Origin of the sequence: Actinomadura sp. NPDC048955 (assembly GCF_040649435.1) — a bacterium.
GTDB lineage: Bacteria > Actinomycetota > Actinomycetes > Streptosporangiales > Streptosporangiaceae > Spirillospora > Spirillospora luteofluorescens.
In genome coordinates, this window is the sequence record NZ_JBEZJI010000026.1 from 27,890 (window position 1) to 46,656 (window position 18,767).

The 18,767-nt window shown below is 70.2% G+C and carries 20 protein-coding genes; 7 read left to right on the forward strand and 13 right to left on the reverse strand.

What is annotated here, in order from left to right:
* Positions 1 to 22: 22 nt before the first annotated feature.
* Positions 23 to 2,608: a replicative DNA helicase gene (gene dnaB, locus AB0C84_RS24030; protein WP_361070208.1), complete on the reverse strand. Its 2,586-nt coding sequence runs from the start codon at positions 2,606 to 2,608 to the stop codon at positions 23 to 25.
* A 338-nt stretch (positions 2,609 to 2,946) separates the two neighbouring features.
* Between dnaB and AB0C84_RS24035 the strand changes: the two genes are divergently transcribed.
* Positions 2,947 to 4,272, forward strand: a complete 1,326-nt coding sequence (locus tag AB0C84_RS24035; protein WP_361070211.1) for an MATE family efflux transporter — start codon at positions 2,947 to 2,949, stop codon at positions 4,270 to 4,272.
* Positions 4,273 to 4,287: 15 nt separating this feature from the next.
* Here AB0C84_RS24035 and AB0C84_RS24040 read toward each other — a convergent pair whose 3' ends face one another.
* From AB0C84_RS24040 to AB0C84_RS24050, 3 genes are all read right to left on the reverse strand, one after another.
* Positions 4,288 to 5,031 (reverse strand): hypothetical protein, encoded by a 744-nt coding sequence (locus AB0C84_RS24040; RefSeq protein WP_258945180.1) that lies wholly within the window; start codon positions 5,029 to 5,031, stop codon positions 4,288 to 4,290.
* Positions 5,032 to 5,039: 8 nt separating this feature from the next.
* Entirely contained in the window at positions 5,040 to 5,252 is a 213-nt protein-coding gene (locus AB0C84_RS24045; RefSeq protein ID WP_179845262.1) for a hypothetical protein, read from the reverse strand.
* A 92-nt stretch (positions 5,253 to 5,344) separates the two neighbouring features.
* Entirely contained in the window at positions 5,345 to 6,043 is a 699-nt protein-coding gene (locus AB0C84_RS24050) for a Crp/Fnr family transcriptional regulator (RefSeq protein WP_361070214.1), read from the reverse strand.
* A gap of 225 nt (positions 6,044 to 6,268) precedes the next feature.
* Between AB0C84_RS24050 and AB0C84_RS24055 the strand changes: the two genes are divergently transcribed.
* Positions 6,269 to 6,457: a hypothetical protein gene (locus AB0C84_RS24055; protein ID WP_179845260.1), complete on the forward strand. Its 189-nt coding sequence runs from the start codon at positions 6,269 to 6,271 to the stop codon at positions 6,455 to 6,457.
* A gap of 223 nt (positions 6,458 to 6,680) precedes the next feature.
* On the opposite strand, the gene AB0C84_RS24060 is transcribed toward AB0C84_RS24055, so the two are convergent.
* From AB0C84_RS24060 to AB0C84_RS24085, 6 genes are all read right to left on the reverse strand, one after another.
* Positions 6,681 to 7,382: a peptidoglycan recognition family protein gene (locus AB0C84_RS24060; protein ID WP_361070357.1), complete on the reverse strand. Its 702-nt coding sequence runs from the start codon at positions 7,380 to 7,382 to the stop codon at positions 6,681 to 6,683.
* 400 nt (positions 7,383 to 7,782) lie between these two features.
* The gene (gene rplI / locus AB0C84_RS24065; RefSeq protein ID WP_258940343.1) at positions 7,783 to 8,229 is read right to left on the reverse strand and encodes a 50S ribosomal protein L9; all 447 of its coding nucleotides are present in this window, start codon (positions 8,227 to 8,229) and stop codon (positions 7,783 to 7,785) included.
* A gap of 17 nt (positions 8,230 to 8,246) precedes the next feature.
* Complete coding sequence (gene rpsR / locus AB0C84_RS24070) at positions 8,247 to 8,483, reverse strand: 30S ribosomal protein S18 (RefSeq protein WP_019631633.1); 237 nt, start codon at positions 8,481 to 8,483, stop codon at positions 8,247 to 8,249.
* An 82-nt stretch (positions 8,484 to 8,565) separates the two neighbouring features.
* Positions 8,566 to 9,159 (reverse strand): single-stranded DNA-binding protein, encoded by a 594-nt coding sequence (locus AB0C84_RS24075; RefSeq protein WP_361070219.1) that lies wholly within the window; start codon positions 9,157 to 9,159, stop codon positions 8,566 to 8,568.
* Between the two features lie 37 nt (positions 9,160 to 9,196).
* On the reverse strand, positions 9,197 to 9,487 hold the full coding sequence (gene rpsF, locus AB0C84_RS24080; RefSeq protein WP_185029698.1) for a 30S ribosomal protein S6: 291 nt from the start codon (positions 9,485 to 9,487) through the stop codon (positions 9,197 to 9,199).
* Positions 9,488 to 9,951: 464 nt separating this feature from the next.
* Positions 9,952 to 10,116 carry a hypothetical protein gene (locus tag AB0C84_RS24085; RefSeq protein ID WP_179845257.1) on the reverse strand — a complete coding sequence of 55 codons (165 nt, stop codon included), beginning with the start codon at positions 10,114 to 10,116 and terminating at the stop codon, positions 9,952 to 9,954.
* Between the two features lie 219 nt (positions 10,117 to 10,335).
* Between AB0C84_RS24085 and AB0C84_RS24090 the strand changes: the two genes are divergently transcribed.
* From AB0C84_RS24090 to AB0C84_RS24100, 3 genes are all read left to right on the forward strand, one after another.
* The gene (locus AB0C84_RS24090) at positions 10,336 to 10,647 is read left to right on the forward strand and encodes a hypothetical protein (protein ID WP_179845256.1); all 312 of its coding nucleotides are present in this window, start codon (positions 10,336 to 10,338) and stop codon (positions 10,645 to 10,647) included.
* A gap of 56 nt (positions 10,648 to 10,703) precedes the next feature.
* Entirely contained in the window at positions 10,704 to 11,471 is a 768-nt protein-coding gene (locus AB0C84_RS24095) for a deoxyribonuclease IV (RefSeq protein WP_361070225.1), read from the forward strand.
* A 182-nt stretch (positions 11,472 to 11,653) separates the two neighbouring features.
* On the forward strand, positions 11,654 to 12,040 hold the full coding sequence (locus AB0C84_RS24100; protein WP_179845254.1) for a DUF4190 domain-containing protein: 387 nt from the start codon (positions 11,654 to 11,656) through the stop codon (positions 12,038 to 12,040).
* Positions 12,041 to 12,052: 12 nt separating this feature from the next.
* Here the strand turns inward: AB0C84_RS24100 and AB0C84_RS24105 are convergent, their stop codons facing one another.
* Complete coding sequence (locus tag AB0C84_RS24105; RefSeq protein ID WP_179845253.1) at positions 12,053 to 12,520, reverse strand: barstar family protein; 468 nt, start codon at positions 12,518 to 12,520, stop codon at positions 12,053 to 12,055.
* 299 nt (positions 12,521 to 12,819) lie between these two features.
* On the opposite strand from AB0C84_RS24105, the gene AB0C84_RS24110 reads away from it, so the two are divergent.
* Together AB0C84_RS24110 and AB0C84_RS24115 are read left to right on the forward strand one after the other, a co-directional pair.
* Complete coding sequence (locus AB0C84_RS24110; protein ID WP_361070230.1) at positions 12,820 to 13,302, forward strand: hypothetical protein; 483 nt, start codon at positions 12,820 to 12,822, stop codon at positions 13,300 to 13,302.
* A 128-nt stretch (positions 13,303 to 13,430) separates the two neighbouring features.
* On the forward strand, positions 13,431 to 14,363 hold the full coding sequence (locus tag AB0C84_RS24115) for a MerR family transcriptional regulator (RefSeq protein ID WP_361070233.1): 933 nt from the start codon (positions 13,431 to 13,433) through the stop codon (positions 14,361 to 14,363).
* An 18-nt stretch (positions 14,364 to 14,381) separates the two neighbouring features.
* Here AB0C84_RS24115 and AB0C84_RS24120 read toward each other — a convergent pair whose 3' ends face one another.
* Positions 14,382 to 15,791: a glycosyltransferase 87 family protein gene (locus AB0C84_RS24120; RefSeq protein WP_361070236.1), complete on the reverse strand. Its 1,410-nt coding sequence runs from the start codon at positions 15,789 to 15,791 to the stop codon at positions 14,382 to 14,384.
* A gap of 122 nt (positions 15,792 to 15,913) precedes the next feature.
* Positions 15,914 to 18,406: a transglycosylase domain-containing protein gene (locus AB0C84_RS24125; protein ID WP_361070239.1), complete on the reverse strand. Its 2,493-nt coding sequence runs from the start codon at positions 18,404 to 18,406 to the stop codon at positions 15,914 to 15,916.
* Positions 18,407 to 18,767 lie beyond the last annotated feature (361 nt).

Below are 18,767 nucleotides of genomic sequence, written 5' to 3' on the forward strand. Positions count from 1 at the left end.
TCGGCGAGCAAGGCCCGTGGCTTTACTGGGCCATGTCGACGAAGCGGCTGTAGTGGCCTTGGAAAGCGACCGTGACGGTGGCGGTGGGGCCGTTGCGGTGCTTGGCGACGATCAGGTCGGCCTCGCCGGCGCGCGGCGACTCCTTCTCGTAGGCGTCCTCCCGGTGCAACAGGATCACCATGTCCGCATCTTGCTCGATAGATCCCGATTCGCGTAGGTCGGAGACCATGGGCTTCTTGTCGGTTCGCTGTTCGGGGCCTCGGTTGAGCTGGGAGAGCGCGATGACCGGGACGCCCAGTTCCTTGGCGAGGAGCTTCAGCGAGCGGGAGAACTCCGAGACCTCGACCTGGCGGCTCTCGACGCGCTTGCCCGACGTCATCAGCTGCAGGTAGTCGATGATCACCAGGCGCAGGTCGTGCTGCTGCTTGAGGCGGCGGCACTTCGCGCGGATCTCCATCATCGACATGTTCGGTGAGTCGTCGATGAACAGCGGCGCCTCGGCGACCTCGCTCATGCGCCGGGCGAGGCGCGTCCAGTCCTCGTCCTGCATGGTGCCGGACCGCATCGCGTGCAGCGCCACCCGCGCCTCCGCGGACAGCAGGCGCATCGTGATCTCGTTGCGGCCCATCTCCAGGCTGAAGAACGCCGAGGTCAGCCCGTGCTTGATGGACGCGGCGCGGGCGAAGTCGAGGGCGAGCGTCGAGTTGTGCGTCGGGATGCAGGAGCGCCCCGCCAGGTACATGTGGTCGTCGTTGTCGACCTGCACGCAGCGCACCGGCACGCTCTCCACCGGCCGGACGCCGACGATGTGCCGCGCCGGCGGGTGGACGCCCGCACGCTGCCGGGCCGCCTTGCGCGGCAGCCTGAACACCGTCCCGGCCGGAACGAAGCCGATCTGGAAGAGGTCGTCTCCGGCGGGGTCGGGCGTCATGGCGACGCCATGGCCGAGGCTGAGGAGCAGCTCGCGCAGGTCGCCCGCGAGGCGTGCGGACGGGACGGCGATGTCGACGCGGCCGTCCATGGAAATGTGCCCGCAGACGTCGAGCACCCCGGCCAGCAGCGCCCGTCGCTGGGCGGCGGAGGCGCGCAGGTAGCGGGACGGGATGTGCTTGCCGCCGAGCAGGCCGAGCGACGCGAACCGCTCGCTCGAGCCGGACAGGAGATGGGACCCGAAGACGGCCTCCGCGGCGACCTCCTGGCCGGTGGCCTCGATCTGGGTGATGACGGAGCCGTCCAGGCAGGTGATGCGGACCTCGTCGTCGTCGCCAGCACCGAGCCACGCGCCGAGGACGTAGGGATCGATCGGCAGGTCGGCCTCGGGGAGGTCGAACGCGGCGGCGAACTCCACGGTGCGGCGGGAGCCCTCGTCAAGGGCCGCGAAGATCTGCTCGGTCGTCTCGATCCGTTGGTCGGCGCCCTGGAGCGGTGAGTCCGCGGACGCTCCGCAGCCCGGGCCCCGCCCCAGGGAGCGGTGGTTGGCGGCGTGGGCGAGTGCAGTGTCGCGCGAGTCAAGGACGCGTGTCTGCTGCGAGGTAGTGGGACGCGCGTTGGTGTTGTGGCGAAGCGTGCGCGGCCCGGACCTGCCGGCTACACCCGCGAGCGCGCCCAGTCGGCTGTTCCCGTCGACTGCGCATGTGACTTCGGCGACCGTCAGCAGGGGCTGCCGGGCCTCGCCCGCGGCCGGTCGCCGCCCGGGAGGCCGGGCCGTCTCCCGGCCGCCATCGGTGGTGGTACGCCACTGATGCTGGGCGTCCGCGACGATCACTTCGCCGTCGGAGAACTCGATCTCGTAGCACGGGCGGCCGTGCATGACGTCGGTTGCGGCCACGACACGAGTCGGCTTTCCATCGGCTCCGATCAGATAGTCACCAACGGACACTTCTCCCATCGTGGTCCAGCCAAATGGGGTCGGAAGAGACGTATCCAGACTAGTCGCCTTCCCCATCGCGGGGCGGGCAGCGACGACGATCATCTGGCCGGGGTGCAGGCCGTTGGTGAGGGCGTCCAGGTCGGCGAAGCCGGTGGGGCAGCCGACCATCTGGCCGCCGCGGCTGCCGATCGCCTCGATCTCGTCGAGGGCGCCGGGCATGATCTCGCTCAGCGCGACGTAGTCCTCGCCGGCGCGCTTCTCGGCGATGGCGAAGACCTCGGCCTGGGCGCGGTCGAGGATGTCGTCGGCGTCGGCGCCGTCGGCGGCGTAGCCCATCTGGACGATGCGGGTGCCGGTCTCGACCAGGCGGCGGAGGATCGAGCGCTCGTGGACGATCTTGGCGTAGTACCCGGCGTTGGCCGCGGTGGGCACCAGGGAGATCAGCGTGTGCAGGTAGGGGGCGCCGCCGATGCGGCCGATCTCGCCGTTCTTGGTGAGCTCGCCGGCGACGGTGACCGCGTCGGCGGGGTCGCCGCGGCCGTAGAGATCGAGGATGACGTCGTAGATGATCTGGTGGGCGGGACGGTAGAAGTCGGGGGTGCGCAGCATCTCCACGACCTCGGCGATGGCGTCCGGGGAGAGCAGCATGCCGCCGAGGACGCCCTGCTCCGCCGAGATGTCATGCGGGGGGGTGCGCTCGAACTCGTGCTCCTGCGGCCCGATATCCGCAACGCTCATCGCCACACCCCCTTCATCGCGGCCGGCCGGCGGCCCCGTCCGCCCATCGCCGACCGTTCACCCCACGTCTATCTGTCGCGTCCGACATTCTCGCGAGGGCACGCTGCCGCGGGCAAAGTGAGCTGTGGACAAACCTGTGGACGACCTGTGCAGACACGCGGTCCAGGTTGTGCACGACCTGTGGACAACTCTGTGGATTTCCCGTGGATGGCATCGAAGGCAGCGCGCTGAGCTGCGATAACCTCGTCCACCGGGTGTGCGGGAAAGAAAGTGCGCCCTCCGGTGCCATGTAAGGCTTCTATTTCATTAGTGAGTTACACGCTGGTAGCCTCGGCGCGATGACGACCCCCCGGCGCCTCGCGACCGCGCACGACCGCGAGATCCTGCGCCTCGCCGTGCCGGCCTTCGGCGCGCTCGTCGCCGAACCCCTCTTCCTGCTGTCGGACTCGGCCATCGTCGGGCATCTCGGCACCGCGCAGCTGGGCGGGCTCGGGGTCGCCGGGCAGGCCCTGAACACGCTCGTCTACCTCTGCGTCTTCCTCGCCTACGGGACGACCGCGGGGGTGGCCCGCCAGGTCGGCGCGGGGGACCTGCGAGGGGCGATCAGGCAGGGCATCGACGGCATGTGGCTCGCGATCGCCATCGGCGCCGCGCTGATCGCGGCGGGCTGGCCGCTGATCCCCTGGATCGTGGACGCGTTCGGAGCGTCCCCGGGTGTGGCGCCCTACGCCGAGACGTACCTGCGGGTGAGCCTGTTCGGAATCCCGTCGATGCTGGTCGTCCTGGCAGGGACGGGCGTACTGCGCGGCCTCCAGGACACGCGTACGCCCCTGCTCGTGTCGATCGGCGGCTTCTCGCTGAACCTTCTGCTCAACGTGGTGTTCGTCATCGGGCTGGGGTGGGGGATCGCCGGATCCGCGTGGGGGACCGTCCTCGCGCAGACCGGCAGCGCCGCCGTGTACGTCGCCGTGGTCCTGCGCGCGGCCCGGCGGCACGGCGCCTTGGTCCGTCCCGACTGGGACGGGTTGCGGACGTCCGCCACCGCTGGTTTCGGGCTGCTGGTACGGACGGCGGCGCTGCGCGTCGTCCTCATCGTCGGGACGTCGATCGCGGCGCGCATGGGGGACCCGGAGATCGCCGCCTACCAGGTCGGGTTCCAGGTGTGGACGCTGCTGGCGTTCGCGCTCGACGCCATCGCGATCGCCGGCCAGGCCATCACCGGCCGCTATCTGGGCGCGTCCGACATCACCGCGACGCGGGCCGTCACGCGCCGGATGGTCTGGTGGGGCGTCGGCTGCGGCGTCGTGTTCGGCCTGGCCGTCCTCGTGGTCCGGCCGTGGCTGCCCGCCCTGTTCACCTCCGACGGCGACGTCCGGAACCTCCTGCTCGGCTCGCTGCTGCTCGTGGCGGTGCTGCAACCGATCGCCGGGGTGGTGTTCGTCCTGGACGGCATCCTGATCGGGGCGGGCGACGGCGCCTACCTCGCCGTGACGACGCTGGTCGCCACGGCCGTCTTCCTGCCCGCCGCCCTCCTCGTCCCCCGGACGGGCGCGGGCCTCGCCGGGCTCTGGGGCGCGATCGGCCTGTGGATGCTCACCCGGATGATCACGCTGAGCCTGCGCGCCCGCGGCGACCGCTGGTTGGTCACCGGCGCGGTCCGCTGATACCGGACGCGGGGGTCAGGCGGGCACCGAGGAGATGTTCGGCCGGGAGGTGGAGGCCGTCGATGCCTTGATGTCCGGTACGGGACTGTCGAGCATCGGCAGCTTGACCGAAGCGATCTCCCTGAGGGCGCCGCACAGGAGAAGGGAGCGCTCCGTCCACTGGTCCACCAGGGCCTTGGTGGACTCGTCGCCCTTCAGTTGCTCGTACACCGGCTTCGTCACGCCGATATGCCAGGGAGGGACCGCCTTGGTGATGGAGAAGACCAGATTGACGGTGTCGCCGGTCAACTCCTCGGTGTACCGCCTCCCGTCCGACCGGGGGACGACGGCGACGGAACCGTCGGAGATCGCGCTGGACACGGCGAACTGGGTGGCCCGGCTGGGAGGCTGCCCCGTGCCGGCGTACTGCACTTCGTGCGCGGCTTCCGTGAGCAGTTCCCAGCATTGGGGGACGAGGTCCTGCCACGCCACCGCGTGAGCCTCCTGCGCTGTCTTGAGGGCACGGAGAGCTCGTTCGCGGGGAGTCCCCCGGTAGGCGACCAGGAGGCAGTCGCCCTGCCAGGCGTAGATGTCACCACCGAGGGACTTGGCGATCGGCTCCACCTTCGACCAGAAGCTGCGGGCCAGGACTCCGGCGCGCCTGGGGTTGTGAGGACCCAGTTCGTACACGATCCGGCTGAAGCCCCGGATGTCCACCAACAGGAAGGCCGCTTCGAACTCCGGCGCCTCGAGATCAGCCTCTCCGGGCCTGGTGCTCACATCTCCTCCTACTCCGCCCGCACCTGGGAGGCTCTCTTGCTCTCGGCAGGAGCGATCAGGTGCTGGGCCACACTCGTCGCGATGAACACGACTCCGATGATCACCAGGGCGATGACCTTGACCTTCGACAGTGTGGGGACGTTGAGAAGTCCCCCGATCTGCAGACCTCCCCCGACGAGACCAACGGCGATGCATACCGCTCCAACGACGTCCAGCGACATGGTGCCTACCTTCCTTCAGGGTCGCCACACCCTGAAGGTAAAGCATAAGCATTCATTTGTGAAGGCTTCCACACTCATGAGTGTGGAAGCACTTACTCATCTATGGAGTAGATCTTGCGGAGGCCTTCGAGGTCGAGGATGAGCATCCGGCCGTTGCGGGTCGCGACCAGGCCGTCGTCACGGAGCCTGGACCAGGTGCTGGACACGGACTCGCGCGAGATGCCGATCAGGCTGCCGAGCTCGGTCTGGGTGCGCGGATAGGGAAGCCAGATGCCGTCCCGGTTGCTCCGGCCGACCTTGTCGACCAGGCTCACCAGGATCTCCGGGATCTGCATGGAGGTCTTGTGCTTCTGGAAGTGGATGTTGGCGGTCTGCTCGTCGACCCGCTCGGCGAGGATCTCCGTGTAGGTCCACCACGCCTCCTTGTGGTTCCAGAGGAAGTCCTTGAACTGGGTGTCCTCCAGCTCCAGCACCTCGACCTCGTCCAGCGCCCGCAGGGAGGCCGACCGCGGCTTGTTGAGCAGGCCCGCCATGTCCCCGACGATGTCGCCCTCTCCGCGGAAGGCCAGCAGCCGGCCGTTGGCCCCGGGGCCGGTGGGATCGCCCGGCCTGGGGTCTGGCTCGGAGACGACGGCCGCCCACCCGCGCAGGATGATCATCACCGAGCGGGACCTCCCCCGCTGGCGGATCAGCCTGTCACCGGGGGGGAGGACGTCGCGGGTCGTGTACTCCAGCAGGGCGGTCTGCTCGGGCTTTCCGAGCCTCCCCCAGAAGGATGTATCTTGCGTCATACTCCACAGTGTAAGCCTCCACATCAAGATGTGGCCACGTAACAGCTCGCTTGTGAACCCGACCGGAAGTCAGGGCTCGCGCCTCACGGGCCGGTCCAGCGGCGCTCCCTCCCGCATGTCGCGGCCCGCCTGCCCGGCGTGAACGTGATCGGGACGCGCGCGACCGGCGGGACCCGATTCCCGGATCGCCACCGCATCGCCAGTCACTCCCGCTACTATTCGAACATGTGTTCCACACACGGCGAGCGGATGGCCCGGCTGACCCAGGCGATCGACGACCTGGCGGCGGAGGGCCTCGCCGGCCTGCCCCCCGAAGCCCTGGTCGAACGGGTGGCGGGCATCTGGTCGCTCGTCGAGGGCATCGACCCCGAGATCGCCCGCCGCCGCACCCGCTACACGACGCCCGACACCTAGGCGGTGTTCTCTCAGTCCCGGCCCACTTCGCTCGCCTGGCGGCTCGCTGTGTTTTCGAAGTCCCGGCCCACTTCGCTCGCCTGGCGGCTCGCTACGTGACCTGGCCTGGGCGAACGCGGCATCGCTTCGCGATCTGCCCGGTTCCGCTCGCCTCCGGCTTCGCTCCACCGGGCAGCTCACGCGTTCGCGCGCAGGGCCGAGGCCACGTCGAGGCCCTGGCCGCTCACCCCAGATCGTCGAGGGACGGCAGCAGCGGCGACAGGATCGACCCGCCGTCCGAGCCGCCCTGGCTCGTGGAACTCTGACTCGACGTGCCCTCCAGGCGCTCGGCCACCGATCGCCGGAGCTGCGGCAGCCGCGCGTAGAGGACGTCCCCGGGGCACGAGGTGTTGTTGTAGTCGCGGTGCCCGACGATGGCCTCGGACGGGTCGAGGTCGTATTTCTGGCAGAGCCAGACGCACACCTCCATCAGCGATTTCCACAGGGCACCCGGCACCGTCGCGGACATGTAGGTGCCCTCGTTCTCGATACCGATCGTGTGCTGGTTGTGGTGCAGGACCTGCGCGCCGATGGCGAGGTCGCCCGACCGGATGGCCTTGAGGCTCCGGTTGCGGCCCTCCATCACGATGCCGCCGCGGCTGATCGTGAGCTGCTGGCCCGCGTCGTCCCAGCCGTTCTTGTTCATGTGGATGTTCTGGATGGAACGTGACAGTGCGAACGCGTGGGCGAGCGAGCGGTCCCGCGCGTTCGCCGTCGCCGTGTGGTGCACGATGATGTGGTCCGGCGGCCGGTCGACCACCTCGGCCGCGCGCCTGGGCGCCCTCGCGTTCCACTGCGCCCGCGTGTAGACCTGCGGTGCGTCCGCCGTGAACAGCACGCGGCCGTCGTCCCCCCGGTACGGCCCTGCCGCGAGATCTTCCGCCATGGCCTCATTCTGGCGGTACGTGCCCAACGGCAGCATCTCCAGCAGGCCGGCGCCCATGACGCCGCCCATGACGCCGCCGATGACGGCCCTGCGTGTCACCGCCCGGCCCGTGCGCTGCCGGTCGTCCGCGCCCTCCCCCGAATGCGCGATCACCACCGCCCCCCTTCGTCCCGCGACACTGTGATCACGGAACGTAATCACCGCAAAGCTGATCACTCAAACACTCGGCGATTCACGGGCGTATCACGGGAAACCCGGAAATCCGCGGCCCCGGCAAACGCTGGCAGACCCCGCATCCGTGACCTCTGCGGCCAGGCACGAAGCCGGGTTTCGGTTTCGGGGGAAGACGCCGACGACCCCCGGCCCTGGGCGGGTCCGGGGGTCGTCGGGTGGTCGCGCGTCAGGCCTCGACGACGTTGACGTCGATCGTGGCGTTGACGTCGCTGTGCAGACGCACGCTGACCCGGTGGGTGCCGACGGTCTTGATCGGGTTCCCGATCTCGATGCGGCGGCGGTCCAGGTCGGGGCCGTCGGCGGCGCGGACCGCCTCGGCGATGTCGGCGGCCGTGACGGCGCCGAACAGGCGGCCGTTGCTGCCGGTGCGGGTGCGCAGCGTCACGCGCAGCCCGCCGAGCCGGTCGGCGACCTCGCGGGCGTGCTCGACGGTCGCGATCTCGCGGGCCGAACGCGCCTTCTTGATCGAGTCGACCTGCTTCTCGGCGCCCCGGGTCCACTTGATCGCGAACCCGCGGGGGACGAGGTAGTTGCGGCCGTAGCCGTCGCGGACGTCGATGACGTCACCGGGCTCGCCGAGCCCGGAGACCTGCTGGGTCAGGATGAGCTTCATGTTCTTTACCCCCTGCCTCAGCGCGCGGTGCTGGTGTACGGCAGCAGCGCCATCTCGCGGGCGTTCTTGATCGCCGTGGCGACGTCCCGCTGGTGCTGGGTGCAGTTGCCGGTCACCCGCCGGGCACGGATCTTGCCGCGGTCGGAGATGAACTTCCGCAGCAGGCCCGTGTCCTTGTAGTCGACGTAGGAGATCTTCTCCTGACAGAAAACGCAAACCTTCTTCTTCGGCTTGCGGGGAGGTGGCTTCGCCATCGTGGTGCTCCTTTGGGAGAGCCCCGCTCACGCGGGAATGGACGTGTGTTCGTTGTCTCGTGGTCGTGCAGGAGCGGCGGACCTAGAAGGGCGGGTCGTCGGAGAATCCGCCGCCGCCACCGCCGCCGCCGGTGGCCCAGGGGTCGTCGGCCGGGGCGCCGCCCTGCTGGCCGCCGCCGAAGCCGCCGCCCTGCTGGCCACCGCCGAAACCGCCGCCGCCCTGACCGCCCTGGCCGCCCTGGCCGCCGCCGCCGAAGCCGCCGCCGCCCTGGCCGCCACCGCCGCCGAAGCCGCCGCCACCGCCACCCTGCCGCTGGGTCTTGTTGACCTTGGCGGTGGCGTTGCGCAGCGACGGGCCGACCTCGTCGACCTCGACCTCGAAGACGGTGCGCTTCTCACCCTCGCGGGTCTCGTAGGAGCGCTGCTTGAGGCGTCCCTGCACGATCACCCGCATGCCGCGCTGCAGGGTCTCGGCCACGTTCTCGGCGGCCTGCCGCCAGACGTTGCAGGTCAGGAAGAGCGCCTCGCCGTCCTTCCAGTCGCCCGCCTGGCGGTCGAAGAACCGCGGGGTCGAGGCCATGCGGAAGGAAGCGACCGCCTGGCCGCTCGGGGTGAAGCGCAGATTCGGGTCCTCGACGAGGTTCCCGACGATCGTGATTACGGTGTCGCCTGCCATGGGGCTCGCTCCGGCTGCTGTGAGGGCTGAGCCTGGCTCAGTGGACCTCGGGGCGGATGACCTTGGTACGGAGGATCGACTCGCTCAGGTTGAGCTGCCGGTCGAGCTCCTTGACCGTGGCAGGCTCAGCCGACAGGTCGACCACCGCGAAGATGCCTTCGGACTTCTTCTGGATGTCGTACGCCAGGCGCCGGCGGCCCCAGACGTCGACCTTCTCCACGCTGCCGCCGTCGTCCTTGACGACCTTCAGGAACGGGTCGAGCGCCGCACCCGCGGTGCGCTCGTCGATGGCGGGGTCGAGAATGGTCATGAGTTCGTAACGACGCATGCTGTGTCCCTACCTCCTCTGGACTGATGCGGTCACGGTCTCTCCGTGACAGGAGGGCTCTTGCGTCCGTCGCGGCGGCGCCGGACCCGGATCGCCGGGCGGACCTGCCGCGAGACCGATACAGGCTACCAACACTCGGGGGTGCGGCGGTCGCCTCCCGCGAGAGTCGGGCGCCCGTTCTCGCAGCGGAGCGGAGGGGGCGGTCCGGGCGTGGGCCATGGGCGGGCCCAGCGCCCGTCTCGAAGTCGCCTCGGCCACGCACGCGAACGTCGGCCACGCACGCGAACGCGTGAGCTGCCCGGTGGAGCGAAGCCGAAGGCGAGCGGAACCGGGCAGATCGCGAAGCGATGCCGCGTTTGCCCAGGCCCGGTCACGCAGCGAGCCGCCAGGCGAGCGAAGTGGGCCGGGACTGTTGAAACACAGCCGCAAGGCGAGCGAAGTGGGCCGGGACTTTGAGGCACTGCTCAGCGCCTTGCGTGGGGTTGGGTGGGGCGGGGACAACGGCGGCGGTCCAGTTCGGCCATGATGTCCGCCATGCGGGCGCGCATGCGGGCGGCCTGCGTGGTCAGCATCGACAGCTCCTCGACGAGCTCCGCGTCACCGATGAGCCCCAGCTCAGCTTTCGTCACGGTGTGCACCTCCTGCTCTTCCCCCGCTTCCCCTCGGGGGGCGGACCCGACCCGGTGTTCTCGAATCCGTGTTCGACCGTACCGGGTGCCGCCGACATTCCGCGCCGCCCACCGGTTGATCTTCGTCTTCGCTGGGAATTGCTTTACCCGCATGGTCCGTGCGGTCCCGCGCCCGCCCCGTGGCCCAGGCGCGGGAGTCCGAGCTGGAGGAGGGTCCCGATGTCCCAGCAGGCGACCGGCGCCGGCGCACGTGAGAGCGCCGTCCGCGCCCAGAGCGAGGCCGAGCCCCATCGGCGCAAGGACGTCCTGGCGGTGACCGCGGTGACGATCGGGATCGCGGCGCTGATCCTCGGCTGGATCCCCGCGACCCACTTCCCCGGTGCGCTGCTCGGCGTGATCGGCCTGCCGGTCGCCCTGTACTCCCAGATGGTCTCCGCGACGACGAACGAGCGGTGGCTGAACGTGGTCGGAATGATCGCCTCGTTCGTCGGCGCCGGCTTCGCGCTGAGCCACGGAGGCTTCTCGATCTGACGGCGAGGCCGGCGTGACCTCGCAGGCTGTCACAGGGCGCGGCTAGTCTCGTGGGCATGCGCATCGGAGCCCACGTCGACCAGAACAACCCGCTCGACAACGCCCGCGCGGTCGGCGCCGACGTCGTCCAGTTCTTCCTCGGCGATCCGCAGGGGTGGAAGAAGCCGGTCCTGCCCGAGGGCGTGGAGGCGCTGGAGGGCTCCGGCGTGGACGTGTACGTGCACGCCCCGTACACGATCAACGTGGCGACGTCCAACAACCGGATCCGGATCCCGAGCCGCAAGAACCTCACCCAGCAGCTGGAGGCGGCCGCGTCGATCGGCGCGAAGGCGCTGATCGTGCACGGCGGGCACGTGCTGAAGGACGACGACCCGGAGACCGGCTTCGAGAACTGGCGCAAGGTGTTCGAGCGGGTCGAGTGCCCGATCCCGGTGTACATCGAGAACACCGCGGGCGGCGGCAACGCGATGGCGCGCACGTTCGATCGGATCTCGCGGCTGTGGGAGGTGCTCTCCGGGGTGCCGGGCCTGGAGTCCAAGCTCGGTTTCTGCCTCGACACCTGCCACGCGCACGCGGCGGGGGAGGAACTCGTCGACGCCGTCGACCGGATCAAGGCCATTACCGGCCGCATCGACCTGGTGCACTGCAACGACAGCCGGGACTCGTTCGGCTCGGGGGCCGACCGGCACGCCAACCTGGGCAGTGGGAGCATCGATCCGGAGCTCATCCTCGGCGTGGTCCGGGCGGCGGGCGCACCGGTCGTGGTCGAGACGCCCGCGGACGGCCAGGCCGACGACATCTCGTGGTTGCGTTCGAAGCTCTGAGGAAGCAGAGTCGGGATCGTCGCCGGTGTCCGGGAACCGCGGTGGCGAATGCGGCATCTAAATGCGCGTAGACCCAGCCTGACGACAAAACTCGAAGGTCACGTCACACTGGCATAATCCGGAACCAGCCCTCAGCGCACGCGTGCTCTCCGGCGGCGGGCGCGCAGACCGACGGGAAGCACATGGCACAGCCCCCCTACGACCCCTACGGCTACGGAGCCCAGGACCCCTACGCCCAGTCCTATTCGCAGCCCCCGGCCGTGCAACAGCACCACTACTACGGGCAGCCGATGCCGGCCATGCGGCCGACCAACGGGATGGCGACCGCATCGCTGGTGTGCGGTCTGATCGGCTTCTTCGCCTGCGGCGTGACGTCCATCCTCGCGGTGATCTTCGGACATGTCTCGCTCGGCCAGATCAAGCGGACGGGCGAGGGCGGGCACGGCATGGCCGTCACCGGCCTGATCCTCGGCTACCTGATCTCCGCGGGCTGGCTCCTCATCCTGCTCTTCTACATCCTCGGCATCGCGATGTTCGCGGCGAGCAGCGGTTCCACCAGCACCTACTGATCCCGGCCCGCCTCAGGCGAGCCGGGGGACGCCCGCCACTTCCACGCCGACGCTCGACATCAGCACCGTCATGGGGGTGGGGGTGTCCCGCCAGGTCCTCACCGCGCGCCCGAACACGTCGAGGACGGCGCGCAGCGACGCCGGGTCGGCGTCGGCCAGTTCCGCCCACGACTCGTAGAGCACCAGGTAGCCGTGCTTCGCGGGCGTCCATGACAGGTCCTTCAGGCACTCGCCGAGATCGTCCCAGTCGGCGCCCGCGCCTTCGGGCAGCTCGAACACGCCGCCGCACAGCCGCAGGAACGACTCCCGGTCCCTGGCGCGGCGGCCGTCGAGGTAGAAGCCGCGCCAGCCGGCCTCGTCGGCGCGCTCCATCCAGCTCGTGTCGCCGACGGCTCCCCGCACGGGGGCCGCCCGCCACTGGTAGACGCCCGGCCTCAGCCGCCCGGCGAGCAGCTCGGTCAGTGCTCGGTCCGCGTTCACGTCATCTCCCGGCAGTCGCCGCTCCCCCGCGGGTCCGCGGGGTCCGGAGCCTCGGGCCCCGCACGCCGCGTTCCGTTCCCCCGCACTCGCCACAAAACCCCCTATATCGGTAGATTCCGGCCACCTCGCGCCCGCCTCCGCCCGAGGATTTCCCTTCCCTGGCGGCGGGCGAGACCGTCGCGCCCCCACGTCCCTTGACATGCGTCCCACCGATTCCTATTCTCTCGATTAGAGAGATGCTCATTAAGTGAGCAACTCTTGGAGCGAGGTAGTTGCCCGATTCCGAGAGGAACACAGAGATGGACACCACGCCCACCACCAGCACGCCCACCACCGACGGCGCGCCGACCCGTGTCCAGGCCCACTACGAGAACGTCAAGAAGCTCGGCCACTGGACGACCGGCCGCCGCTTCGAGGTCCGCGCCCGCCGCGGCATGGCCGTGCTGGACCTGCGCTCGCCGCGGATCCCGGACGGCGACATCGAGATCGAGGTCGACCTCGACCACTCGATGGTGAAGCTGCTCGTCCCGCAGGACGCCCGGATCGACCACTGGGACCTGCGCTACACCGGCCGCGGCCGCGTCAAGGACTGGACCGGCGAGAACGGCGACGGCCGCGCGATCCGCGTCACCGGCGAGGTCCGGCACGGGGAGATCCGCGTCCACCGCGGCGGCGTCGCCACCCTGTCGGCGATGCTCTCCCGCGAGTTCGTCCAGGATGTCCGCCGCGCCCGCCGCGAGGGCGCCACCCCCACCGTCGCCGACCCGGCCTACGAGGGCTGAGCCGGTTCCGAGGACCTCCACGGGCCCGTCCCGGCGAACCCGCCCGGACGGGCCCTTCCCATGCCCGATGTGAGAGCGTGCGAATTTGGGTTGAGTCTCCAGCGGGTGGAGGCCGCAGGGTGAGGGGCATGGACGGCGACACCACGTACACGATCGGCGAGCTGGCGCGCCGCACCGGGCTGCCGGTGCGGACGATCCGGTTCTACTCCGACGCCGGTGTCGTCCCGCCCACCCGCCGTACCGAGGCCGGCTACCGGCTGTACGACGCGGACGCCGCCGCGCGCCTCGACCTGGTGCGGACGCTGCGGGACCTCGGCGTCGACCTCGCCACCGTCCGGCGCCTGCTGGACCGTGAGGTCGACGCCGGGCAGGTCGCGGCGGCGCACGCGGACGCGCTGGACGTGCAGATACGCACGCTCAGGCTGCGCCGGGCCGTACTGCGGGCGGTCGCCAGACGCGGATCCACCCCAGAGGAGATCGAACTCATGCACAGGCTCGCCCGGCTGTCCGACGAGGAGCGGCGCCGGATCATCACCGACTTCATCGACGAGTCCTTCGCCGGACTCGACCTGCACCCCGGCTTCGCGGAGAAGATGCGCGCCGCGCTGCCCGACCTGCCCGACGACCCCGAACCCGAGCAGGTCGACGCCTGGGTCGAGCTGGCCGAACTGGTCGGCGACCCCGGCTTCCGGGCCTCGGTGCGCCGCATGGCCGAGTTCCAGGCGGCCGAGGTCGCGCAGGGAACCGTCCCCGACGACTTCGCCGCCCTCGCCGAGCTGACCCGGGAGAAGGCGGAGCAGGCCGTCGCGGACGGGATCGAGCCCGGATCGGACGCGGCCCGCCCCGTCGTCGACGAACTGGTCCGCGCCTACGCCGACGCGTGGGACGCCACCGACGACGCCGCTTTCCGCCGCGACCTCCTGCGCCGGCTGGAGATCGGCACCGACCCGCGCACCGAGCGGTACTGGCAGTTGCTCGCCCTCATCAACGGCTGGCCCGTCCCGCCGACGCTGACGCCGCTCTTCCAGTGGTTCATCGACGCGTTGCGCGCCCGCGCCTGATCCGGGAAGGCGGCTTCCTCAGGTAGGCAGGGGCACGCCGGCGTGGTGGTCGCCGCGCCGGCGTGCCAACGCCACCACGTCGGGTGCGCCGTCGAGGACGCCGCCCGCCGGGTCGTCGTCCCCGTCCGACCGGACGATGTCGCCGGACGGGACCAGGACGTCCCGCACCACCAGCGCCGCCAGGACGAGGACGGTCACGAACCGGGCGAGCAGCGCCAGGGTGTAGACGTCCTTGCTGATCCCGCCGTCCGGGGCGTCCAGGCTCAGCACCGCCGACAGCGTCCCGGACAGGTCGGCGCCCTGCGTCTGGGCGGACACCGACAGCAGGAACCACCAGATGCCGAGGAAGTAGGCGATCTCGCCGAGCTGCCAGGCCACGAACGCCGGCAGCTTCGGCCGCGCCAGCACCGCCAGCGGCAGCAGCCACAGGACGTACTGCGGCGACCAGACCTTGTTCGGCAGCATGAACGCCACCAGCACGAGGAACATCAGCTGCGGCAGGCGCGGGCGGCGCGGGGCCGCCAGAGCGAGGACGGCGATCCCGGCGGCGAGGACGAGGAACGTTCCCGTGCCGATCAGGTTGAGAAGCTCGGTGTCGGACGCGGGCTTGTCCAGCCCGTGGTCCTGCAGCACGAAGAAGATCGAGCCCCAGTCGATGCCGCGCTTCTGGCTGAAGGTGTAGAACTCCTTCCACCCGTCCCACGCGAAGAGCATCACGGGCAGGTTCACCACCAGCCACCCGGCGGCGGTTCCGGCGAGCATCCGGCCCATCGGGCGCCACTGCCCCGCCCGGACGCACAGCAGGACGAGCGGTCCGAGGAACAGCAGCGGATAGAACTTCGCCGCGATCGCCAGGCCGAGGAGGGTCCCCGCCAGGGCCGGGCGGCGCGCCGACCAGGCCGCCAGCGCCAGCGCCGACAGCGCCACCGCCAGCAGGTCCCAGTTGATGTAGGCGGTGAGGAGCAGCGCGGGGGACAGCGCCACCATCAGACCGGTGCGCAGCGAGCGGCGTCCGGCGACGTAGGCGGTGGCGAGGACGGCGACGACCGCGAGGACGGCGAGGAGCAGGACGGTGACGTTGTAGAACGCGATGCCGCGCCCGTCCACCCCGAACGGCTTCACCAGCCACGCGACCAGCTGCATGAAGCCGCCGCTCAGCACCGGGTACTCGACGTAGCGGATATCGGAACCGGTGAACGTGTCGAAGTACGGGAGCTTGCCGTCGCTGAGCCCGCGCACGTAGTAGAGCGGGTAGACGTCGGTGTAGCAGGCGTTCGCCGTCGTCTTGAGGAAGTCGAACCGCACCGACGCGCAGGGCTGCTTCTGCAGCCAGCCGAGAAGGCACGTCAGGGCGGTGAGCCCGGCCAGCACCGGCGCGAGCCGCTTCAGTCGTCCGGGGGCGTCCGCCCGGTCGCTGTCGGCGGACATCGTGGGCCTCTCCGTAGACGACGACATGGACAGCAAGCCTATTCGCCCCCGGGGGGCGGGCGATCAAGAACGGAACGGCCCGGAGCCGTGGGGCTCCGGGCCGTCGCGTCGCGGACGTGCCGCTAGTTGTTGGTGGTCGGGTCGCCGTCCTTCCGGCAGGCCGGGTCGTTCTTGTGCTCGGGTTTCGCACACCACCAGGTCTTGTCGCCGGTGGGTGGAATGTCGGGGTTGCAGCCGAGCGGCATGTTGTACTGGTTGCACGGCACGTCGCCCGACGGCGGCGTGATGGTCGGCGTCTCCGTCGGCTTCGGCGACTCCGACTTGCAGCCGTTCTGCGGCCTCTGCCCCGGCTGCCCCGGCTGACCCTGACCCGGCTGGCAGGTCGGCGTGTTGGTCGGCGTCGGCGTCGAGGTCGGCGTGGGAGTCGGCTTGGCCTTCGCCCACGGGGCGACCTGCCCGCCGTTGACCGGCGGCGGGAACTGCGTGATGTCCTTGCCCTCCAGGGCCTTCAGCATGAAGGTCTTGAACAGGTCGGCCGGGACCGTACCACCGTAGACCTGGCTGTAACTGCCCACGCCGATCAGCGACTTGCGGTTGCCGTTCTTGTCCTGCCGCCACATCGCCGCCGACGTCACCAGCTCCGGCGTGTAGCCGACGAACCAGGCCGACTTGTTCTCGTCGGTGGTACCGGTCTTGCCGGCGACCGGACGGGCGCCGAGGCTCGCGCGCTTACCGGTACCGCTGGTGACGACCGCCTGCATCGCGTTCGTGGCGTCCGCCGCGACGCCCTCGTCGAAGGCCGTCGTGGGCTTCTGCCAGGGCAGCTTCTCCAGCAGCTTGTGGTCGTTGTTCATGATCGGCCGGCCCCGGTTGTCGGTGACCTTGGCGATCACGTGGGCGTCCCGGTGCTTGCCGCCCGCCGCGAACGTCGAGTAGACCGAGGCCATCGTCACCGGGCTGGCGTCGATGACGCCCAGCGGGAGCGACGTGATGGTGTTCGAGAGGTTCGGGGTGTCCTTCGGGATGCCCATCTTCTTGGCCATGTCGACGACGTTGGCCAGCTGGACCTTCTGCCCCAGGTCGACGTACGCCGTGTTGATCGACATCGCCGTCATCTGCTTGAGGTTGTAGACGCCGTTCTCCGAACGGCTGTCGTTGGTGAAGGACGCGCCGTTGATCGTGCGCTTGTAGGTGCCGTCCATCGTCGTCCGCAGGCTGATGCCCTGGTCGAGCGCCGTGGCGAGCACGATCGGCTTGAACGACGAACCCGGCTGCACCTTGCCCTGGAAGGAGTTGTCGAACTGCTGCTTGCGGTAGTCGGGACCGCCGTAGGCGGCCACGACCCCGCCCGTCTTCGGGTCGATCGCCGCGAGACCGAACTGGATGTCGTTCTTCAGCCCGTTCTGCTTGCGGATCTGCGAGACGGCCTTGTTGGTGTAGTCCTGCAGGTCCTTGCGGAACGTGGTGGTGATCTTCAGTCCGCCGGTCTCCAGCATCTGCTCGTCGATGCCGAGCGTCGTCTTCAGCTCGTTGATGACGCGGTCCTGGAGGTAGCCGGAGTTCGGGTCGTCCGGGACGTCGCTCCAGTTCTTCTGCGTCTGGGGGAACTTCGCCTGGGCACGCTTGCCCGAGTCGAGCCACTTCTCCTCGACCATGCCGTCGAGGACGTAGTTCCAGCGGCTGATCAGCGCCTGCTTGGCCGGGTTGGACGCCGGGCCGTAGGTGGCGAAGTACCCCGGCCGCTGGATCAGGGCCGCGAGCATCGCGGCCTGCGACTCGTTGATCTCGGTGACGGGCTTGTGGAAGTAGGCGCGGGACGCCGCCTGGATGCCGTAGGCGTGCCGTCCGAACGGGACGGTGTTCAGGTACAGCTCCAGGACCCGCGACTTGTCCATCTCCTTGCCCATCCGGATGGAGATGAGGATTTCCTTGAGCTTGCGGCTGGCCGTGCGGTCCCGGCTGAGGTTCGCGAAGTAGTTGCGGGCCAGCTGCTGGGTGATCGTCGAGGCGCCGGCGGCGCCGCCGCCCGTCCCCGCCCGGTACAGCGCGCCCACGATGCCGGTCGGCGAGATGCCGGGCTCGTGCCAGAAGTTGCGGTCCTCCGCGGCGAGGACGGCGTTCTGGACGTGCTTGGGCACCTTGCTCAGCGCGACGTCCTCGCGGTGCGTACCGATGCGGGCCAGTGTCGATCCGTCCGCGTAGGTGATCACCGATTCCTGGCGGAGCGCGTCCTGCTGCTTCTCCGTCGGGATCGGGGTGTTGGCGTAGGCGACGACGACGAGCGTCGCCAGGCCGAGGATCGCCACGCTGACGACGGCGACGGTGATCTTCCAGTTCGGGACGTAGCGCCGCCAGCCCGTCTTCTTGTTCGCCTCGTCCGCGGGCTTGCGCTCGCGGCGACGGCCACCGCCACCGCCGCGGCCGCGCCCGCCGCCGCGCCCCTCGTCACCCCAGAAGCCGTCGTCGCCGCCGCCTCCGGAGCCGCCGCCGCGGCCGCCGGGTCCGCCCGGACCGCCAGGTCCACCGGGGCCGCCCGGCCCTCCGGGACCACCCGGTCCGCTCGGAGGGCCTCCGGGGCCGCCTCGCATGGGACGGCCGGCGCCGCCCGAACGCATGGGCGCGGGTGCGCCACGACGCCGCGTGCCGCCGGACGAGCCGGACCGCGACGGCCCGCCCGCCCGTCCGCCCGGCCTGCCTCCGGGGCGCGGGGCCCTGCCCGGCGTCGGCGAACCGCTCGGCGAGCCACCCGGCGCGCCGCGCTGCCCGCCCGAGGGCATGCCGGAAGAGCCGGGACGGGGGGAGCCCCTCCGGCCAGAGCCCTCTCCGAAATCCGGTCCAAATCGGCTTGGGTTACTCACGCGGCCTCATCAACTGGGGTACGGCTTTGCGTCGTCCGAGCGTACTGTGCCCCCGGCGCGCAGGGGGCCGCTGAGGCAAGGCTCACCTTCATCGGAACGGACGGGCGCATGCGGTCAA

Coding starts and splice junctions, on each gene's coding strand:
- dnaB (WP_361070208.1), bottom strand. CDS start 2,608: ATGAGCGTTGCGGATATCGGGCCGCAGGAGCACGAGTTCGAGCGCACC.
- AB0C84_RS24035 (WP_361070211.1), top strand. CDS start 2,947: ATGACGACCCCCCGGCGCCTCGCGACCGCGCACGACCGCGAGATCCTG.
- AB0C84_RS24045 (WP_179845262.1), bottom strand. CDS start 5,252: ATGTCGCTGGACGTCGTTGGAGCGGTATGCATCGCCGTTGGTCTCGTC.
- AB0C84_RS24050 (WP_361070214.1), bottom strand. CDS start 6,043: ATGACGCAAGATACATCCTTCTGGGGGAGGCTCGGAAAGCCCGAGCAG.
- AB0C84_RS24055 (WP_179845260.1), top strand. CDS start 6,269: ATGTGTTCCACACACGGCGAGCGGATGGCCCGGCTGACCCAGGCGATC.
- AB0C84_RS24060 (WP_361070357.1), bottom strand. CDS start 7,382: ATGGCGGAAGATCTCGCGGCAGGGCCGTACCGGGGGGACGACGGCCGC.
- rplI (WP_258940343.1), bottom strand. CDS start 8,229: ATGAAGCTCATCCTGACCCAGCAGGTCTCCGGGCTCGGCGAGCCCGGT.
- rpsR (WP_019631633.1), bottom strand. CDS start 8,483: ATGGCGAAGCCACCTCCCCGCAAGCCGAAGAAGAAGGTTTGCGTTTTC.
- AB0C84_RS24075 (WP_361070219.1), bottom strand. CDS start 9,159: ATGGCAGGCGACACCGTAATCACGATCGTCGGGAACCTCGTCGAGGAC.
- rpsF (WP_185029698.1), bottom strand. CDS start 9,487: ATGCGTCGTTACGAACTCATGACCATTCTCGACCCCGCCATCGACGAG.
- AB0C84_RS24090 (WP_179845256.1), top strand. CDS start 10,336: ATGTCCCAGCAGGCGACCGGCGCCGGCGCACGTGAGAGCGCCGTCCGC.
- AB0C84_RS24095 (WP_361070225.1), top strand. CDS start 10,704: ATGCGCATCGGAGCCCACGTCGACCAGAACAACCCGCTCGACAACGCC.
- AB0C84_RS24100 (WP_179845254.1), top strand. CDS start 11,654: ATGGCACAGCCCCCCTACGACCCCTACGGCTACGGAGCCCAGGACCCC.
- AB0C84_RS24110 (WP_361070230.1), top strand. CDS start 12,820: ATGGACACCACGCCCACCACCAGCACGCCCACCACCGACGGCGCGCCG.
- AB0C84_RS24115 (WP_361070233.1), top strand. CDS start 13,431: ATGGACGGCGACACCACGTACACGATCGGCGAGCTGGCGCGCCGCACC.
- AB0C84_RS24120 (WP_361070236.1), bottom strand. CDS start 15,791: ATGTCCGCCGACAGCGACCGGGCGGACGCCCCCGGACGACTGAAGCGG.
- AB0C84_RS24125 (WP_361070239.1), bottom strand. CDS start 18,406: ATGCGTTCGGGCGGCGCCGGCCGTCCCATGCGAGGCGGCCCCGGAGGC.